Raw genomic sequence first — 16,987 nt, forward strand, 5'->3', positions numbered from 1 at the left:
TCACGGTCGCTGGCATCGCATCGCAAAGCCATTCTCAGTCGGCGTGACGGTAATGTCGCCGTGTTCGATGGTGCACGCGAACATGCCACCCGCTTCCTTCACGGCATCGATGCAGGCATCGGACGGATGACCGTATCGATTCCCCTCGCCCGCGCTCGCGAGGGAAAGCTCGGGTCTCAGAATCTCCAGCAGCGCGGCATCGACCGAAACCTTGGAGCCGTGATGCCCGAGTTTAAGGACATCGATATCCCCCACCTCCTGCACGAATTCCCGTTCCTGGTCGAGCTCGGCATCACCGGTGAGGAGCATGCGCAGGCCCTTGTCTTCCTGAACATAAGAGAGCAGCAGGACAAGCGAGTCCTCATTGCCCTCGCCATCCACGGACTCGAATGGCCACATCACGCGGGCGCAAAATGAGCCGATGTCGACCGTATCCCCATGGCGCACCTGCCGATACTCCACGCCAGGTCGGTTCAATACCTCGGCAGGAGCATCCTCCAGCGCATCTGCCGCCACGGCAATCGTTCCGACCGAAAACTGTTCGAGCACGGCAGGCAGACCACCCCAGTGATCCTCATCCCAATGCGTCACAAAGACGGCATCGATATGGTGCACGTTATTGCGAACCAACGCCGCCACCACGCGCTCGTCGAGCCCGCAGTCGACGAGCGCTACTGTGCCGCCCTGGCGGATAAGAATCGCATCGGCCTGGCCCACATCGAGCACCGTCACCGAAGGCGGAGCGAACCGATCCCAGTAGGCGTACGGAATCGCAGCCAAGAACACCAGGCACGTAAGCCCCACCGCCATAGGACGTGCACGGGGACGCGGCCACCAGACCAGCAGAACCGCCAGCAAACACGGCACTAGGTAAATCCACATGCTATCGGGCGGCACACTCACGGATGCACCCGGCACGGCGGCAAACAGCTGCTCGAAGAACAACGCGCAACGGGCGGCAACCATGGGCACAATGAGCGCCCAAATCCGCAATGGTGCCACGAGCGAATAGGGAACCAGTACGATCGACACAGCGAGCAGTACGCTCACCACCGGACCGATGACCGCATTTGCCAGCGGAGCAATGAGCGAGAACGTACCGAAGGCAGGAATGGTAATGGGGAGCGTCGCCAACTGCGAGCACAGCGTGACGGAAAGCATGCTGGCAACGCCCGACGGCACACCCAACTCACCCAAAGCGTAGGTCGCATAGGGGCAAAAGCACAGAATGGCTAAGACGCTGGCACATGAAAGCTGAAAGCCCATCTCGAACAGCACCGTCGGCCGCAGTAGCACAAAGATGGACATGGTTACGAAGAGCGCCGATGCGCCGTGCCGGCGACGCCCTGCGCCGTTTACGACAAGCGTCGCGAACACCATGCAGCACGCGCGCACGGCCGAGGGAGACGCGCCCGTAAAGGCAGCGTAGCCCACAAGCGTTATCGCCAATATCACCCGCCGAAGACCACGTGAACACCGAGTCTTTTGCAATACGCCCTCAATTACAAACCCCACGATAGACAAATGGCTGCCGGAGACGGCGATAAGATGCGCCGTACCCGTCACCGAAAACCAGTCGCCCGCCGACTGGGCGCGCAGCTCGGCCGAACGACCGCAGACGACACCGGCTATGAGTGCACGCGCCGGGTCGGTCGCAGGCGCGATGGACGCAAGCAGCCCATTTCGTAGCCGAAGCAGCGGCCCCGGAGAGCCCTCATCGACCGACACAATCCGAACGGCTTTTACCTTGCATACCTCGCCTCGGAGCACGCGCGATCGTCCATACGCATCGTTCTCAAAACGCGAAACGCGACCGATAACACGCACGTGCGCCCCGACCTTGAGCTCGCGGTCGCACGATAGGCGAACCGTTGCCAAGTTCTTACCGTCCGCGCGTGCCTCGCAGGTATAGGAATACACGTCGTCGTTTATTGATGGATCGCCCTGCACGACAAACTCGAGGCTGCTTGCCGCTCGACCGTCGAGCGCCTTCGAGGCGCTTAGCGCACCCACAGCCCACCAGGCCGAGACGACCGCTCCCGCCACGAGACCGACGGACGCGGCATACAGCCACCGCTTCAAAGGGGCAAGCCGCGCACATGATTGAGCCAGCATAACAAATACCGCCGCCGCAACGGGAATGGTCCATAGCGGCCCGACCGCTGGCGCCCGCTCCCTCAACAGCGCATCAGCGGCCATGTTGAGCACCAAGACGCAGCTCATGCACATGCCGGCACACAGGGTCATCGTCCACGGAAGCAGGGGCCGCGGAGGCATAACACGCTCGCGCTCGGTCGCACTCATACGCAGATGCAATCTTTGATTTTGGCAAGCTTCTTCTCGCCGATTCCCGACACACGCATCAGGTCGTCAACCGAGGCAAAAGCACCGTTCTTTGTCCGCTCATCGATAATCGACTGGGCCATGGAGGGACCGATGCCCGAGAGCGTCTGCAGCTCTGCCGCGCTTGCCGTATTGATGTTTACCAGGCCTGTTGCGCCGCTCACGCCCGATGATGCGGAAGCCCCACCATCAACACCGGCTTCCGCAATAGACGCCTGCTGCTCCCCTACCGTTGGAACGTGGATTTTTTGTCCATCAGTGACCTTAGATGCCCGATTGAGCCCCGTAACGTCTGCCTCGGGCGCCAGCCCGCCGGCGGCATCAATCGCCTGAGCCACCCGCGCGCCGTCCTTGAGACGATATACACCGGGCGACACAACGGCGCCATCGACATCGACATAGACCTCTGCCGCGGCAGAAGCCTTAGTCGAAGAACCTTCGGATGTCTTTCCGCTCGAGGCATCACCGGATCCCGGCTCCACCAACGAGCCCGAACCGTCAGTGCGCTCAAACGACACGGCGCCGGCACCGCCGCCAAGGTTCGCCATCGCCAAGCCGCTCGCCATCGCAATGACGCCCAGCATCGCCACCACCACAGCCTTATGACCGAGCAGCTTGCCTGCCCAGCGGTCCATCTTTTTGACCCGTTCGTGTTGTTCGCGCTGCGCCATAACAAAACCTCCCAACAACATCGTGTCAGGAAAAGAGCCCTGCAACGGCCATGCTTCAAAACCGGTTTTCGCGGTCAAACCAAAAGCCGACCAAAACCTTGCACAAATCTGTCCATTTATTCAGGCACACGTCAGCAAATGAACACTTAGCCGCAAAATGCCCAGATAGCAAAAGACCGACGATGCAAGAGCATCGTCGGTCTATGCACAAATTTACTCGTGATCTTGGTAAATCTCACGCGGAGCAAGCTCCGAATGTTTGCATTTTAAGGTCTTAGGGGCCTTATACGTGTTGCTTTCGAAGTCGATGTACTCGGTCTGCTTGAGTAGGCGCTCGATCATCTCCTCGTGATCGAACAACTCCCAGGCCTCATGCACGGCATCGAGTTTAGCGTGCGTCTCGGGACGACGCGGCATAAACAGCGTGCAGCAGTCGGGAGCGGCCTCAGTCGAGATATCGAACGTACCAATCTCCTCGGCGCGCGCGATAATCTCCTGCTTGTCCGAACCGATGAGCGGACGGAACACGGGGATCTTCACGGCCTCGTTAACGGCCATGATATTCTCAAGCGTTTGGGAGGCAACCTGTCCAAGCGATTCGCCCGTCACGATGGCCTTGGCGCCCTCGATGTGTGCAATGCGCTCGGCAACCGAATACATAATGCGGCGATACATGATCACGCGCAGGTTGCTGGGACAGGTGACCGAAATCTCACGCTGGCAGTCGCCAAACGGCACCACGTACAGGCGGCCGATCTGGACACCCGGCTCAAGCGCACGGATGATGTCCTGCACCAAATACTCGCTCGTGTCGGGCGTCTGCGGACGACCTGAGAAATGCACCGGCACGCACACCGCGCCACGACGCGCGAGCATCCAGGTCGCCACCGGAGAATCAATACCCGACGACAGCAGCGTCACGACCTTGCCGGCAGAACCCACCGGCAGACCGCCCACGCCGCGCTCGGAGCGTGCGTACACGTAAACGCTACCCTGGACCACCAGTACGTGCACCATCGCGTCGGGGTCGTGCATTTGAACCTTTTTATCGGGGAAGGCCTCACACAGTACCTCGCCCACCTGTCGATTGATATCAATCGAGGTGAGCTCGTAGTCGGTGTTAGAGCGCTTGGCATGCACCTTAAACGACTCAAAGGGACCAAACTCGCGCAGCGCCTTCACGGCGGCGGCGCAGTACTCCTGCGGGTCGCGGTTCGTGTGATATGCCAGGGACACGCGGGCAACGCCGGGTACGGTGCGAATGACGCGCGCCGCCTCGTCGGCCTGATGCTCATTAAAGGTCACGAGGATATAACCGGAAATTCGAGACACGGCATTCACGGAAAAGGCGGCCAAGGCCGCCTTGATGTTATCCATGAGGATATGCTCAAAATGTGCGCGGTTCTTGCCCTTCAGTCCAACCTCGTGATAGTGGACCAGGCAGACGCGAGCCGCCATTTAGGCTTCAGCAACCTTGTGGCCGAGCGCCTTCTCGTAACGAGCCTCGTCGTAAGAGATGTCACCGTCGACAATCTCGTCCATAGCCATCGAGATGGTATCGGCACCGGAAAGCCCGATGGTGATGTCATCGACATCCTGGACGGCAAGCACGCGGTTGTGCTGGCCACGCAGCATGCTATTGATGTCGCAGGCGCGCTTGGAGGCAAGCGAAGCGAGCAGGAAGCGGTTGTGATCGGTCTTCTCCAGAAGATCGTCAATGCAAGGCTTTACAACGGACACGGACCTCAGATCCTTTCATGCATATCGAGAACGCGAACGAGTTCATCGGTCGCGCGGTCGAGATCGTCATTCACCACGACGTCGTCGTAGCGGTCGGCAAGGGCAAGCTCATCGGCGGCGTTTGCCATACGCAGCTCAATCGTCTCGGGCGTCTCGGTACCGCGACCGACTAGACGCTCGCGGAGCACCTCAAGCGAAGGCGGCTTGATAAAGATCAGCACGGCCTCGGGGAAACGCTCCTTCACCTGCAGGGCGCCCTGGACATCGATCTCCAAAATCAGAGACGAGCCCGAGGCGAGCTTGGATGTGACCTCGCTCACCAACGTGCCGTAGCAGTTACCGTGGACCTCGGCCCACTCAACAAACTCACCGTTTGCCACGCGGCGGTCGAACTCCTCGCGCGTCAGAAAAAAGTAGTTGACGCCGTCGACCTCACCTTTGCGTGGTGCTCGCGTGGTAGCCGAAACCGTCAAACCCAGGTTCGAGCGGCGCTCGCGCACACGAGTGACGAGCGTACCCTTGCCTGCGCCTGACGGTCCAGAAATCACAAAGAGCTTGGAATCCTGAGCGCTCACTTATTTGGTCAGCTGCTCGAGGAGCTGCTCGCGCTGACGGACGCCGAGGCCCTGGACGCGACGAGTAGCGGAGATACCGAGCTCCTCCATGATCTTGGCGGCCTTGGCCTTGCCATAACCAGGGAGAGACTCGATGAGAGTGGAAACCTTCATGCGGGAAGCGATGGGGTCATCGGAGTTGAGCACGGACTCGAGGGACTTCTCGCCCTTCTTGATCTGCTCGCGAAGCTCAGCGCGGGCGTGACGTGCGGCAGCAGCCTTCTCAAGAGCCTGCTTGCGCTGCTCGTCGGTAAGCTGAGGGAGTGCCATTCGTACCTCCAAATAGTTGGGTTATATCTGATTCAATAATTAGCATTTTAGCACGTAGAACGTACAAAATGCCCAATCGCGGCTCCATAGGTTAGACGATACCCGCAAAAAGTGCAATATACTGCGCCCAAAGTTAAGCCCCTGACCTGCGATTCCACACAAAGGATGGGAAAGTTTACGCAGGCACAGGGGCTATTTTGTGCTAATGAGACCCAAAAGTGGTGACTTAGGGGAATCTTTTACGCGACGTTTTCGACCAGCTCGGCGACGATGGCGTCAAAGGCGGCAACCGGATCGTCGGCACCGGTGATGGGACGGCCCACCACAATGTGGCTTGCGCCACGCTCGATAGCCTGGGAAGGCGTCGCCACGCGGGACTGGTCACCAAGGGCGGCACCCACCGGACGCACACCCGGAGTCACGATCAGGGCATCAGGACCCAGCAGCTCACGCATGTCGTGAGCCTCCATCGGCGAGCACACGATGCCGTCGATGCCGTTGGTCTGGGCAAGCTTTGCCAGACGGGCGGCTTCCTCGGCCACGGGAGACTCGACGCCGATCTCGCTCAAGGCATCCTGATTCATACTCGTGAGCACGGTAATGGCGACGAGCTTGGCGCGGTCCTCGCGCGCCTCCTCGGCACCCTCACGGCACGCGGCGAGCATAGCGCCCGAACCCAAGCCGTGGACCGAGAGCAGGTCGGCACCGGCAAGCGAGGCCGAACGGGCGGCACCGCGCACCTGATGCGGAATGTCATGGAACTTAAGGTCGAGGAAGACCTTGAAGCCCAAGTCCTTGAACGTCTTGACGATCTCGGGACCCTCGGCGTAATAGAGCGTCATGCCCACCTTGAGCCAGACGGCGTGGCCCGAAAGCTCATGGGCGAGCTCGAGCGCACGCTCACGATCGCAGTCGAGGGCGACGATAACACGGTCGCGGGCATCATTCTCTAGCATTCGAAAGCACCTACCAGCTCGTTGATATCCTTCACGCCCTGGGACTCTGCCCAAGCCTCGAGCTCGCGCGCGATCTTAATCGAAGCGCACGGATCGACAAAGTTGGCCATACCGACCGACACGCAGGTGGCGCCGGCCAGGATAAACTCGGCAGCATCCTCGCCGGTCATGACACCGCCGACGCCGTTGATGGGGATATCGACGGCCTGAGCGACCTCCCAGACCATGCGAACGGCGATGTGGTGGCACAGCGGGCCCGAAAGGCCGCCCTTGGGCTTGGCAACACGGGACTTGCGGGTGTGCACGTCAATGGCCATGCCCTGGATGGAATTGATGACCGAAAGGCCGTCGGCGCCGGCAGCCTCGAGAGCCTTGGCAATCTCGGCGACATTAACCGGAGCCATCTTTACGAACAGCGGCTTATCGGTCACCTTGCGGCAGGCAGCCATAACGGAAGAGGCGCCCTCGGGCGTGGAGCCCATGGCGGCACCGCCGGCGGCGATATTAGGGCAGCTCACGTTGATCTCGTAGCCGGCAGCCCAGGGGCACAGCTCGACATACATCTCGAGCGCGCGGACAAACTCGTCAACGGAGTGGCCGGCAACCTGACAGATGACCTGGCAGCCGTCCTTGGACAGCTGTTCGAGCCACGGACCGGACTCGCGGGCAAAGGCGGCCACGCCGGGGTTCTGAAGGCCCACGGAGTTGATCATACCGCCGGGAATTTCGGCCATGCGGGGCGCGGGGTTGCCGGGCCAGGGCTCGGCAGCGCAACCCTTGGTGGTGATGGCGCCCAGCTGGGAAACATCAAAGAAGTTCTGGAACTGCCAACCGTAGCCAAAGGTACCGGCTGCGGTGTTGATGGGGTTCTGCATCTTGACGCCGCCGAAATCGACGGCCATGTTAACGGTACCCACTAGAAGACCACCACCTTGGAAGCATCGAACACGGGGCCGCACATGCAAGCACCCTTCATACCGTCGACCGTCTCGACATTGCAGGTGTTGCAGGCGCCAAAGCCACAGCTCATCATGCGCTCGAGGGACACCTCGCAGTACGCACCGGCCTCGGCGGCAGCGGCGGCGACTTTCTTCATCATGACAGCGGGGCCGCAGCTGGCGACGTAGTCGTAGCCGCCCTCGCCAAGCAGCTCAGCGGCAGGATCGGTGCAAAAACCGTGCGTGCCGAGCGAGCCGTCGTCGGTGCACACGTTGACCGTATCGCACAGCGCGCGGAACTCATCGACTCCCACGGCCTTGGACGCGGTGCCAAAACCCAGGCACACGTCGACGGCCACACCCTGCTCGACGAGCATGCCGGCAAGGCACAGCACGGGCGGAACACCGATGCCGCCCGCAACGAGCAGCGCCTTCCTGGTGCCCTCGGGCACAAGCCAGCCGCGGCCGCCAGGGCCCAGCAGATTAGAGGTGGAACCGGGGGCCATCTGCGACAGACGACGGGTGTCATCGCCCACGACGGCGTACCACAGCTCGACGGTGCCGGTCTGGGCGTCGGCGCGATAGAAGCTCAGGGGCACGCGAAGCAGCGAGGACGCATCGCCGGGCACGGCAATGTTCACAAACTGGCCGGGCTTGAGCGCACTTGCAAGCTTGGGGGCCGAGATAACGAGCGAGAAGATACCGTCGGCGATCTCCTGGTTCGAGACGACCTCGAAGTCGTGCATGCGTGCAGTGGAAGGTGTGGGCATAGACGCTCCAATCCCCCATGCGGTTGCATGGTTCAGGCGAACAGAAAGCGCGGCACCGCAAGGGCACCGCGCACAAAAGCGATAAGGCTATGCTAGCAGATGCAGCCGTCGGCGAGCGTCTGCTTGCCGCCGACAAACACATCGGTGGCACGACCGGTGAGCGTGCGGCCGGCAAAACCGGAGTTCTCGGCACGCGACTCGTAACCGTCCTCGCCGACCGTCCAGGTAGCAGCGGGATCGAACACGGTCAGGTCGGCAACGGAGCCCGCCTTGACCTGAACCTGGTCGAGGCCCAGGATCTCACGAGGCTTGATGGCCATGAGCTCGACCATGCGACCCATGCTCATCTTGCCCGTGTTGACCAGCTCGGTGAGCACGAGCGACAGCGAAGTCTCGAGGCCGATCATGCCGAAGGGCGCAAGCTCGAACTCGCGGGCCTTCTCCCACGGGGTGTGGGGAGCGTGATCGGTGACGATAGCGTCGACGGTACCGTCGATGACGCCCTGGCGAATGGCCTCGGCGTCCGCCTCGGTACGCAGCGGCGGGTTGACCTTGAGCGAGGTGTTGTAGGTCTCGTCCAGGTCGTTCTCGGTCAGGAACATGTGATGCGGCGTGGCCTCGCAGGTAACCTGAACGCCAGCGGCCTTGCCGGCACGCACGAGCTCCAGGCCATGGGCGGTGGAGATATGCTGGATGTGTAGTTTGGCGCCGGTCAGCTTGGCGATCTCGATGTCGCGGGCGATCTGAAGCTCCTCGCCGGCAGCCGGCCAACCCTCGAGGGCCAGACGGGTCGAGACCCTGCCCTCGTTGATCTGGCCGTGACCGACCAGGTCCTCGTCCTGGCAATGGCTCATGAAGACCTTGCCGAATATCTTGCCGTAGTCCATGCAGCGACGGAGCATGCCCGCGCCCTGCACGCCGCGACCGTCGTCGGTGAAGGCGACGGCGCCGTGGGCGACCATATCGCCCATCTCGGACATAGCCTCGCCCTTAAGACCGCGGGTCATGGCGCCCGACGGATAGACGCGGCAGTGACCGACCTCGGCAGCACGGGACTTGACGAACTCCACGACGGTGCCGTTATCGGTGACGGGATCGGTGTTGGGCATGGAGCACACGCCGGTAAAGCCGCCCTTGGCAGCTGCGCGGGTACCGCTCTCGATGTCCTCTTTGACCTCGTAGCCGGGCTCGCGAAGGTGAACGTGCATATCAACCAGGCCGGGGACGAGGTACTTGCCGGAAAGGTCGCGGACCTCGGCTCCCTCGACGGCGAGATTCTCGCCGACCTCGGCGATCTTGTCGCCGTCAATCAGGACGTCAACGACACCGTCAAGCTCGACGGACGGGTCGACGACGTGGGCATTCTTAAGAAGCAAGGCCATTATCGGCACCTCCAAGCAGCAGATACAGGATAGCCATACGCACGCAGATACCGGCGTAGACCTGCTCCAGGATGACGGAGCGTTGCGGGTGGTCGGCCATATAGGAGTCGAACTCGACGCCGCGGTTGATGGGGCCCGGGTGACAGATGATCGCATCGGGCTTCATGAGCTTCTCGCGGTCCTTGGTCAGACCGAAGAGCTTGTGGTACTCGCGAATGGTCGGGAACGGTGCACCCTCGAGGCGCTCCTGCTGCACGCGAAGCATGTAGACGACGTCCAGCTCGGGCAGGACGGAATCGAGGTCGCTCGTCACGTGGTCGCAGCCCAAGACCTCGGGCGCCGGCGGCAGCAGCGTGCCGGGGGCGACAGCGTAGGTCTCGCAGCCCATGATCTTAAGAGCGGGGATCAGCGAGCCGCAGACGCGGGAGTGCGCGATATCGCCGACGACGGCGACCTTCAGACCGTGGAAGTCACCCTTGTGCTCCCAGATGGTGTACAGGTCGAGCAGGGCCTGCGTGGGGTGGTTATGCTTACCGTCACCGGCGCAGATGACGCTCGCGGGCGAGTTCTGCGTGACGATGTAGGGAGCGCCGGCGTGCTTATCGCGCACGACAATGCAGTCGATCTTATAGGCGTTGAGGGTCTCGACGGTATCGACGAGGCTCTCGCCCTTGACCGTGGAGGTCGAGGAGCCGCCGAAGTTGAGGCTGTCGGCCGAAAGACGCTTCTCGGCGAGCTCGAAGGAGCTGCGGGTACGCGTCGAGGGCTCGTTGAACATGTTGACGATGGTCTTACCCTTGAGCGTGGGGACCTTCTTGATGGCACGCTCGTTGACCTCGGAGAACGCCTTGGCGGTCTCGAGGATGAGCTTGATGTCCTCTTCGGAGTACTCGGTAATGTCGATCAGGTGCTTATGATTGAACGCCACGGTACTACTCACCTCCCAGCGGCGCGGAGCCCACGTGGGAACCCGGCGCGACGTCGTTGATCTCGACAGCGGTACGGCCGTCGACTTCCTTCATATATAGGTGCACGTTCTCCTCGTGCGACGAGGGAACGTTCTTGCCGACAAAGTCCGGCGAGATAGGGAGCTCGCGGTGACCGCGGTCAACGAGAACTGCCAGCTCGACTCGGCTCGGACGGCCCAGGTCCATAACGGCGTCCAGAGCGGCGCGGATGGTGCGACCCGTGTACAGGATGTCGTCCACCAGCACGACGCGCTTGCCGTCGACGCTGAAGGGAATGTTGGTAGCGTGGATCGCGGGAGCGAAATTGGTCGCATAGTCATCGCGGTAGAAGCTGATGTCGAGGCTGCCGAGCGGAACGTCGACGCCCTCGATCTCCTTGATCTCCTCGGCGAGCTTCTTTGCCAGAAGGTCGCCGCGCGTGACGATACCGACCAGAGCGAGGTCTTCACAGCCCTCGTTGCGCTCGAGGATCTCGTGCGCGATGCGGGTCATCGCTCGGTTGACGGCGGTCTCGTCCATGATGACCGCCTTGGGGGAAGTCGTGCCCATCGATCTCCTTCCTCACATGTCTTGACTGCTGACACAGTCAAAAAAATAGATGCCCGACCGCTCAAAGCGGACCAGACACCCACAGGAAGGGCTGCTCTTTGGCAGCAATGTAATTCCATGTGGGTATCTCGTACCCCTTTAATGGTCAAGGGATAGTGTAGCCAACCTCGAGCTTAATTGCGAGCATAAATACAGAGCAATCCGTAAACGGGCGCAGGCGCTCCATAAACCTATATATATTTGTGGGACGAGCTTGAAAACGCACGCACGAGCTGGCATAATCCCCTCTGCTGCACGCAAATCGGATCTACGTCCAGGGCCGTAGCGTGAGCACTATCGCCAAAAGAGGAATATCTCTGTGTAGATTGCGCACAGGGAGCGACTTCTGTGCTATAGTTCAGGCTTGTTTGTTAACGCGACATGTTCGTTTGTCGCCCAAGGAGGGTCAGTTATGTCCAAAGTTTGCGAAGTTTGCGGTAAGCACCCCGTTGCCGGTCGCTCCATCAGCCACTCTCACCGCGTCACCAACCGTAAGTTCCGCCCCAACATCCAGCGCGTCTACGTCGTCGTCGATGGTCACCGTCGCAAGATGAACGTTTGCTCCACCTGCCTCAAGTCCGGCAAGGTTGCGCGCTCCTAAATAAGGTCTTACCAACAAGTACCTCGGACTCTCCGGGTCAAAGACCTCGCGTTCACATAGAACTATAAGAAACCGCTTTCTTTTGAGGAGGCGGTTTCTTTTTCTATCTATCCAGGAATGCAAAACCAGAGCGAAAAATGAAATGCGTCCCAAATCTTGGACGCCCTAAATAGCGACTAGGCCGCGAGGGCCTGATTCCGGAACTCCTCCGGGGTCAGGCCCTTCAATCTTACCTGCCTCCGGCTCGTGTTCCAGTGGACTATGTATTCCTCCAGGTCGCGTTTGAAATCCTCGAACGTCTCCCACTCGCGGCCCCGGTAGAACTCGTCCTTGACGTGGCCGAAGAGCTGCTCGGTGGCGGCGTTGTCGATGCAGTTCGCCTTCCTGGACATGCTCTGGACGATGCCTGCGGCCTCGAGCCTGGATGTGTACGAGGCGTGCTGGTACTGCCAGCCCCGGTCCGAGTGCATGGTCGGGGCGGCGCCCTCGGGGATCTTGGACAGCAGCTCGTCGAGCATCCTGACCTGCTGGGCCATGTCGGGCGTGGTCGATATGTCGCTCGCCACAATCTCCTTGGTGCAGAAGTCCAGCGTCGGGGCCCAGTAGGCCTTGCCGCCCGCCACCTTGAACTCGGTGACGTCCGTTCCCAGCTTCCGCCACGGGGCCCCGGCGTCGAAATCCCTTGCGATCACGTTCTCGAACGTCCTGCCGACGACGCCCCTGTACGAGTTGTACCTGTGGTAGGCCGTCTCGCGTCTGATACCGCAGCGAATCCACATCTCGCGCATCATCTCGAGCACGGTCTTGTCGGCTATCACGGCCCCCTCTTCCGCCCTGAGGCACATCGCTATCTGCCGGTGCCCGCAGCCGTTGGCAGTGCGCGAGAAGATCTCGGCGACCGCCGGCGGCCTTCTGCTCGTATGTGTACCTGCCCTGCTATCCGTCCATGCGCAGCAGCACCTCGCTCCCGAATGCGCGGTATATCTCCTGCCATCTTCTCACGGCTTCCGCGGGAAGCGAAAGGGCGATCGCGGCAGATTTATACCCGTGCCCGAGCTCGAAGAGCCCTATGGCCGACTTCCTGGCCTCGATATCATGCTTCACTCTCAAATCAACGCGCATAAAGAAAGCCTCCCATTTCTCATGTCCAAGAAATGGGAGGCAGTTCATTCAAAGCCATGGCAGGCCATTACTTATTTATCGTTCCGCCTCTTCTTGCGGTTGTATTCGAGCAGCAAACCTAAAGAAGTCAAAGCAGATCCGGCAACTGCCAGCGGAAGAACCGGCAGCAGTCTCTCCCCTGTCGAAGCCAGGGCACCCGGCTCGGTGGTCTTGGTCTGGGAGGCGGGGTCGGCCTTGGTCTCGCCGCCGTTCTCGTCGAAGGTCACGGTGACGTCGCGGGGCACCCACTTCCACTGGGCGTAGACGGTCGTGGACCTGGAGACCTCGGTCTTGTCGGTGAACTGATCGCCCGAGCCGTCCCTCTCGGTGTTCCAGCCGTCGAACGCCCAGCCCTTGCGGGTCGGGGCGGTCTTGGGCAGCGCGAAGGTGAACGAGGTCTTGCCCGGCTCGGTGGTCTTGGTCTGGGAGGCGGGGTCGGCCTTGGTCTCGCCGCCGTTCTCGTCGAAGGTCACGGTGACGTCGCGGGGCACCCACTTCCACTGGGCGTAGACGGTCGTGGACCTGGAGACCTCGGTCTTGTCGGTGAACTGATCGCCCGAGCCGTCCCTCTCGGTGTTCCAGCCGTCGAACGCCCAGCCCTTGCGGGTCGGGGCGGTCTTGGGCAGCGCGAAGGTGAACGAGGTCTTGCCCGGCTCGGTGGTCTTGGTCTGGGAGGCGGGGTCGGCCTTGGTCTCGCCGCCGTTCTCGTCGAAGGTCACGGTGACGTCGCGGGGCACCCACTTCCACTGGGCGTAGACGGTCGTGGACCTGGAGACCTCGGTCTTGTCGGTGAACTGATCGCCCGAGCCGTCCCTCTCGGTGTTCCAGCCGTCGAACGCCCAGCCCTTGCGGGTCGGGGCGGTCTTGGGCAGCGCGAAGGTGAACGAGGTCTTGCCCGGCTCGGTGGTCTTGGTCTGGGAGGCGGGGTCGGCCTTGGTCTCGCCGCCGTTCTCGTCGAAGGTCACGGTGACGTCGCGGGGCACCCACTTCCACTGGGCGTAGACGGTCGTGGACCTGGAGACCTCGGTCTTGTCGGTGAACTGATCGCCCGAGCCGTCCCTCTCGGTGTTCCAGCCGTCGAACGCCCAGCCCTTGCGGGTCGGGGCGGTCTTGGGCAGCGCGAAGGTGTAACTGTCCTTATCTGCAGTCTTATCTTGCAAAAACTTTTGAGGATAAGCAGGATCGTATGCGCCATTATCATCAAAAGTCAGCGATAACTTTGCTGCGACCTGCCACATGTGAAAATCATCAGTACCGTCGGCATCCCTGAAGCGCTTAAGGTAATAGCCCTCACCAACCGCATCCTCGTTGCCAAGAATAAAAGTGCTTTGCTTAGGTGCATCACCACTAGCTTTGGAGAGTACGTAGTTATCTCCGAGTGACGGCAGTTTCAAATTCTGCCAATTGTTCGGATCCACCGTATTAACAGTAGTCTTCCCTGACGATTCCCCTTTTACAATAAGGGGAATGTCGCCGCCATCATCCGTGCCATCATAGTTATTAGTGACAGCTGGCAGTCTAATTTCAGCGTCATCGCCACGGTAATTTCCTTGGAATAATGCGGGTGCCATTAAGGCAAGTGTGCCCTTATTAATAACGGCACCTTTCAAATTACTTGAACCGTGATCGATGAGAATGCCCTTACTGCCAATAGAGGTGGTTCCCTTAACGAAAATATCGTTATAGTTTTTCGCAGTATTGTATTGTTGCTCCCAAGTACCATTGATATCGACATAACCATATACGTAGGCTTGAGAGCCAGCTGTCGTCAAAACGCTGCCCTCATCTACCCGAAGGCCATTGTCTTCAATTAATTCATAGCTAGAAGCATTGTTGCAACCAAATTTGGTCGTTACATTTGTATTCGATTGACCAGTAATAGCGATCTTATTTACAGAAGAAATCGTACCGGCCGTAATTTCGGAGTTATCAGTAACATTCAATGCAGATGCGTACTTAATATAAGGAATCTCAGCCACAGTCCCTGCAATATTGATTGTGGGAGAAGAAGACCCCTTGGGAAGCCCATAGTACACACCCGTAACGCCCGTAGCTATTTCCGGTCGTCCAGCAATATTAATGAAGGAACCGTCAGAAATCGATACATTCTTGTTCGAAGTCAACGAAACGTAGCCAACACTGCCGCTATTCAGACTGATAGATAGCTTTCCTCTAGCCTTTACGCTCGATCCCTCATCCGACGAATTGGTCAGGTCGTTCTCGCAGAAAACATACCCATGAGAATCGCCCGCTTCATCCCTCAGCTCAACACCAGAAGCGTTCACGGCGATATCACCGTTTACAGCACTCCACTCTGCTCCATAAATAGAGCCAACATGGGAGCCGTGGACATTAACGGTAATAGATCCGCCAACGTTCGCTTTCTTCGAACCTTCAATAAAAGGGACATCATTGGGTATCGATCCACCTTTATCCCAGCCCCAAACATTCTCGTAAGCATCGATAACGACATCGCCATCGACCTCATAAACTCCATCTGGGAGCATTTGTCCTGCGCCAATTATTGGCCAATTGCTATTAAGACGAAGCATTTTGTCGGTGTTTTCATAAGTACTGCTGCCCGCAATAATATGAATGTTGCCTTTAATAGGCGCAGGGTCACCAAAATGACCGCAAATTTCATTTACCCGACCCGAGCGAACATCAAGCGTCACGTTGCCGCGCATCTCGCAACCGTAAGTGCCTTCGATAGCAGGAGAAACTTCGGAGTTGGCATTGTCGTAAACAAGCGTGGCGTTACCACCTACATAAACAGCAGGAAAGCCGTTTCCATCGCCGCTCGACCCATCGCCGCGCATGCAACCGGGATTAACGTGATTACCGCTAGCCATGCGAAGGTTACCGCTGATCTCAAGATAGGTGTCATGCTCGACGGACCCTTGATATGAACCACCGATGACGTCATGAAGGCCAGCGCCACTACCAGGATTGATATATCCAGACGCGGCTATCACCACATGTGTGTGATCGACAGTCGACCTATAGCCACCGCCATAAAGTGTTTCAGAGAGGTTGAGCTCGCAGTTACGAGTGAAAACGGTATCGAAACCATTGCAATAGAATTTTCCTGAACCAACCACTTCGACGTTGTCAAAAGTACAAGATCCGGAAAGCATGGCACGGTTGGAGAAGTGCAAGGTTGCGCGATTATCACCGTCACTCGTCACGGTAATCTTCTTGTTAGCAACGCCGAAAGTCGAAACGTAATCTTGGGTCGGCACCACAAAAGACGAGCCGCCTTTTAGGACAAGTCTGATCTCCGATAAATTATCGGAGGCGATTTTATTCAGCGCATCCTCAAATGTTGATTGATCATTAACTTGATAAACACCAGATTCTGCTGCATCAGAATTCGATTCATCAGATGTTTCATTCACATTCACATCGTTTGACTGCTTATCCGAGACATCAGATTCAGGTTTTTGATCATCACTTGAAACCGTATTGTCGTTAGACGAAGCCTCGACCGCCCCCCCCCTTGACCCAGAATCACTATCAGCAGATTCATTAGACAGATTCTCCGAAGTCGTGTTTTGCTGAGGGTCATTATTCACTATTACGTCAGCAAATACGCTCGTAGGAATCGTATTAAACACGAACAAAAAAGAGACGAGCCAAACGAGAGCTCGCCTGCAGCGTGGCAATCTCACAAACCGCCCTTTCTACTCAACTGACATGAACCGGTAAAGGGCGACAAAATACCCAGAGGCAAAGGCATATATTTCACTCTTACTGAATGTACTGTCTGGCACATTGGTTTTAGTTTAATACCAGTGTTTTGTCTGACAAGAGAACGCGTTTATTGCCATGAAATAGAAACGACCAAAAATTAGTGTCACGACCAGCCAGAATTGATCGATGTGCATTAATTTCCTAAGACCTAATGAACAAACAATGAACAAACTCCACACCATAGCCATGGGGAAACTAGGAATTCGCCCGGAGAAGACGTTCGGCTTTTAGT

Annotated in this window: 15 protein-coding genes and 1 pseudogene; 1 reads left to right on the forward strand and 15 read right to left on the reverse strand. The window is 58.8% G+C overall.

What is annotated here, in order from left to right; all coding sequences use genetic code 11:
* The 12 genes from DXB53_RS02715 to pyrR form a co-directional block, all read right to left on the reverse strand.
* Positions 1–2,304, reverse strand: a complete 2,304-nt coding sequence (locus tag DXB53_RS02715; RefSeq protein WP_117583210.1) for a DNA internalization-related competence protein ComEC/Rec2 — start codon at positions 2,302–2,304, stop codon at positions 1–3.
* Positions 2,301–3,014 (reverse strand): ComEA family DNA-binding protein, encoded by a 714-nt coding sequence (locus tag DXB53_RS02720; RefSeq protein WP_117583211.1) that lies wholly within the window; start codon positions 3,012–3,014, stop codon positions 2,301–2,303. The genes DXB53_RS02715 and DXB53_RS02720 overlap by 4 nt, the downstream gene beginning before the upstream one ends.
* Before the next feature lie 213 nt (positions 3,015–3,227).
* Positions 3,228–4,472, reverse strand: a complete 1,245-nt coding sequence (gene thiI, locus DXB53_RS02725) for a tRNA uracil 4-sulfurtransferase ThiI (protein ID WP_117583212.1) — start codon at positions 4,470–4,472, stop codon at positions 3,228–3,230.
* Positions 4,473–4,754, reverse strand: a complete 282-nt coding sequence (locus DXB53_RS02730) for a DNA-directed RNA polymerase subunit omega (protein WP_035138532.1) — start codon at positions 4,752–4,754, stop codon at positions 4,473–4,475. It lies immediately after the preceding gene.
* A 5-nt stretch (positions 4,755–4,759) separates the two neighbouring features.
* On the reverse strand, positions 4,760–5,329 hold the full coding sequence (gmk, locus tag DXB53_RS02735) for a guanylate kinase (RefSeq protein WP_099431806.1): 570 nt from the start codon (positions 5,327–5,329) through the stop codon (positions 4,760–4,762).
* Entirely contained in the window at positions 5,330–5,638 is a 309-nt protein-coding gene (gene mihF / locus DXB53_RS02740; RefSeq protein WP_006236130.1) for an integration host factor, actinobacterial type, read from the reverse strand. It lies immediately after the preceding gene.
* A gap of 239 nt (positions 5,639–5,877) precedes the next feature.
* Positions 5,878–6,594, reverse strand: coding sequence for an orotidine-5'-phosphate decarboxylase (gene pyrF / locus DXB53_RS02745; protein ID WP_117583213.1), 717 nt, complete (start codon positions 6,592–6,594; stop codon positions 5,878–5,880).
* Entirely contained in the window at positions 6,588–7,496 is a 909-nt protein-coding gene (locus DXB53_RS02750) for a dihydroorotate dehydrogenase (protein WP_199408852.1), read from the reverse strand. The genes pyrF and DXB53_RS02750 overlap by 7 nt, the downstream gene beginning before the upstream one ends.
* Before the next feature lie 14 nt (positions 7,497–7,510).
* Complete coding sequence (locus tag DXB53_RS02755) at positions 7,511–8,278, reverse strand: dihydroorotate dehydrogenase electron transfer subunit (RefSeq protein WP_117583280.1); 768 nt, start codon at positions 8,276–8,278, stop codon at positions 7,511–7,513.
* A gap of 116 nt (positions 8,279–8,394) precedes the next feature.
* Positions 8,395–9,684, reverse strand: a complete 1,290-nt coding sequence (locus tag DXB53_RS02760; RefSeq protein ID WP_117583215.1) for a dihydroorotase — start codon at positions 9,682–9,684, stop codon at positions 8,395–8,397.
* Positions 9,668–10,612 carry an aspartate carbamoyltransferase catalytic subunit gene (locus tag DXB53_RS02765; protein WP_035138537.1) on the reverse strand — a complete coding sequence of 315 codons (945 nt, stop codon included), beginning with the start codon at positions 10,610–10,612 and terminating at the stop codon, positions 9,668–9,670. The genes DXB53_RS02760 and DXB53_RS02765 overlap by 17 nt, the downstream gene beginning before the upstream one ends.
* A 4-nt stretch (positions 10,613–10,616) precedes the next feature.
* A complete protein-coding gene (gene pyrR, locus DXB53_RS02770; protein ID WP_117583216.1) occupies positions 10,617–11,201 on the reverse strand; it encodes a bifunctional pyr operon transcriptional regulator/uracil phosphoribosyltransferase PyrR in 585 nt (194 codons plus the stop codon).
* Between the two features lie 451 nt (positions 11,202–11,652).
* On the opposite strand from pyrR, the gene rpmB reads away from it, so the two are divergent.
* Positions 11,653–11,841, forward strand: a complete 189-nt coding sequence (gene rpmB, locus DXB53_RS02775; RefSeq protein ID WP_022094725.1) for a 50S ribosomal protein L28 — start codon at positions 11,653–11,655, stop codon at positions 11,839–11,841.
* A gap of 176 nt (positions 11,842–12,017) precedes the next feature.
* Here the strand turns inward: rpmB and DXB53_RS02780 are convergent.
* From DXB53_RS02780 to DXB53_RS02790, 3 genes and pseudogenes are all read right to left on the reverse strand, one after another.
* Positions 12,018–12,749: pseudogene (locus DXB53_RS02780) on the reverse strand (IS3 family transposase); the annotation flags it as partial.
* A gap of 28 nt (positions 12,750–12,777) precedes the next feature.
* Positions 12,778–12,963 carry a hypothetical protein gene (locus tag DXB53_RS02785; protein WP_147330891.1) on the reverse strand — a complete coding sequence of 62 codons (186 nt, stop codon included), beginning with the start codon at positions 12,961–12,963 and terminating at the stop codon, positions 12,778–12,780.
* Positions 12,964–13,034: 71 nt separating this feature from the next.
* Positions 13,035–16,400 (reverse strand): InlB B-repeat-containing protein, encoded by a 3,366-nt coding sequence (locus tag DXB53_RS02790; RefSeq protein ID WP_158556480.1) that lies wholly within the window; start codon positions 16,398–16,400, stop codon positions 13,035–13,037.
* Positions 16,401–16,987: the final 587 nt, after the last annotated feature.

This window comes from Collinsella sp. OM04-5 (assembly GCF_003439125.1).
Classification (GTDB): domain Bacteria; phylum Actinomycetota; class Coriobacteriia; order Coriobacteriales; family Coriobacteriaceae; genus Collinsella.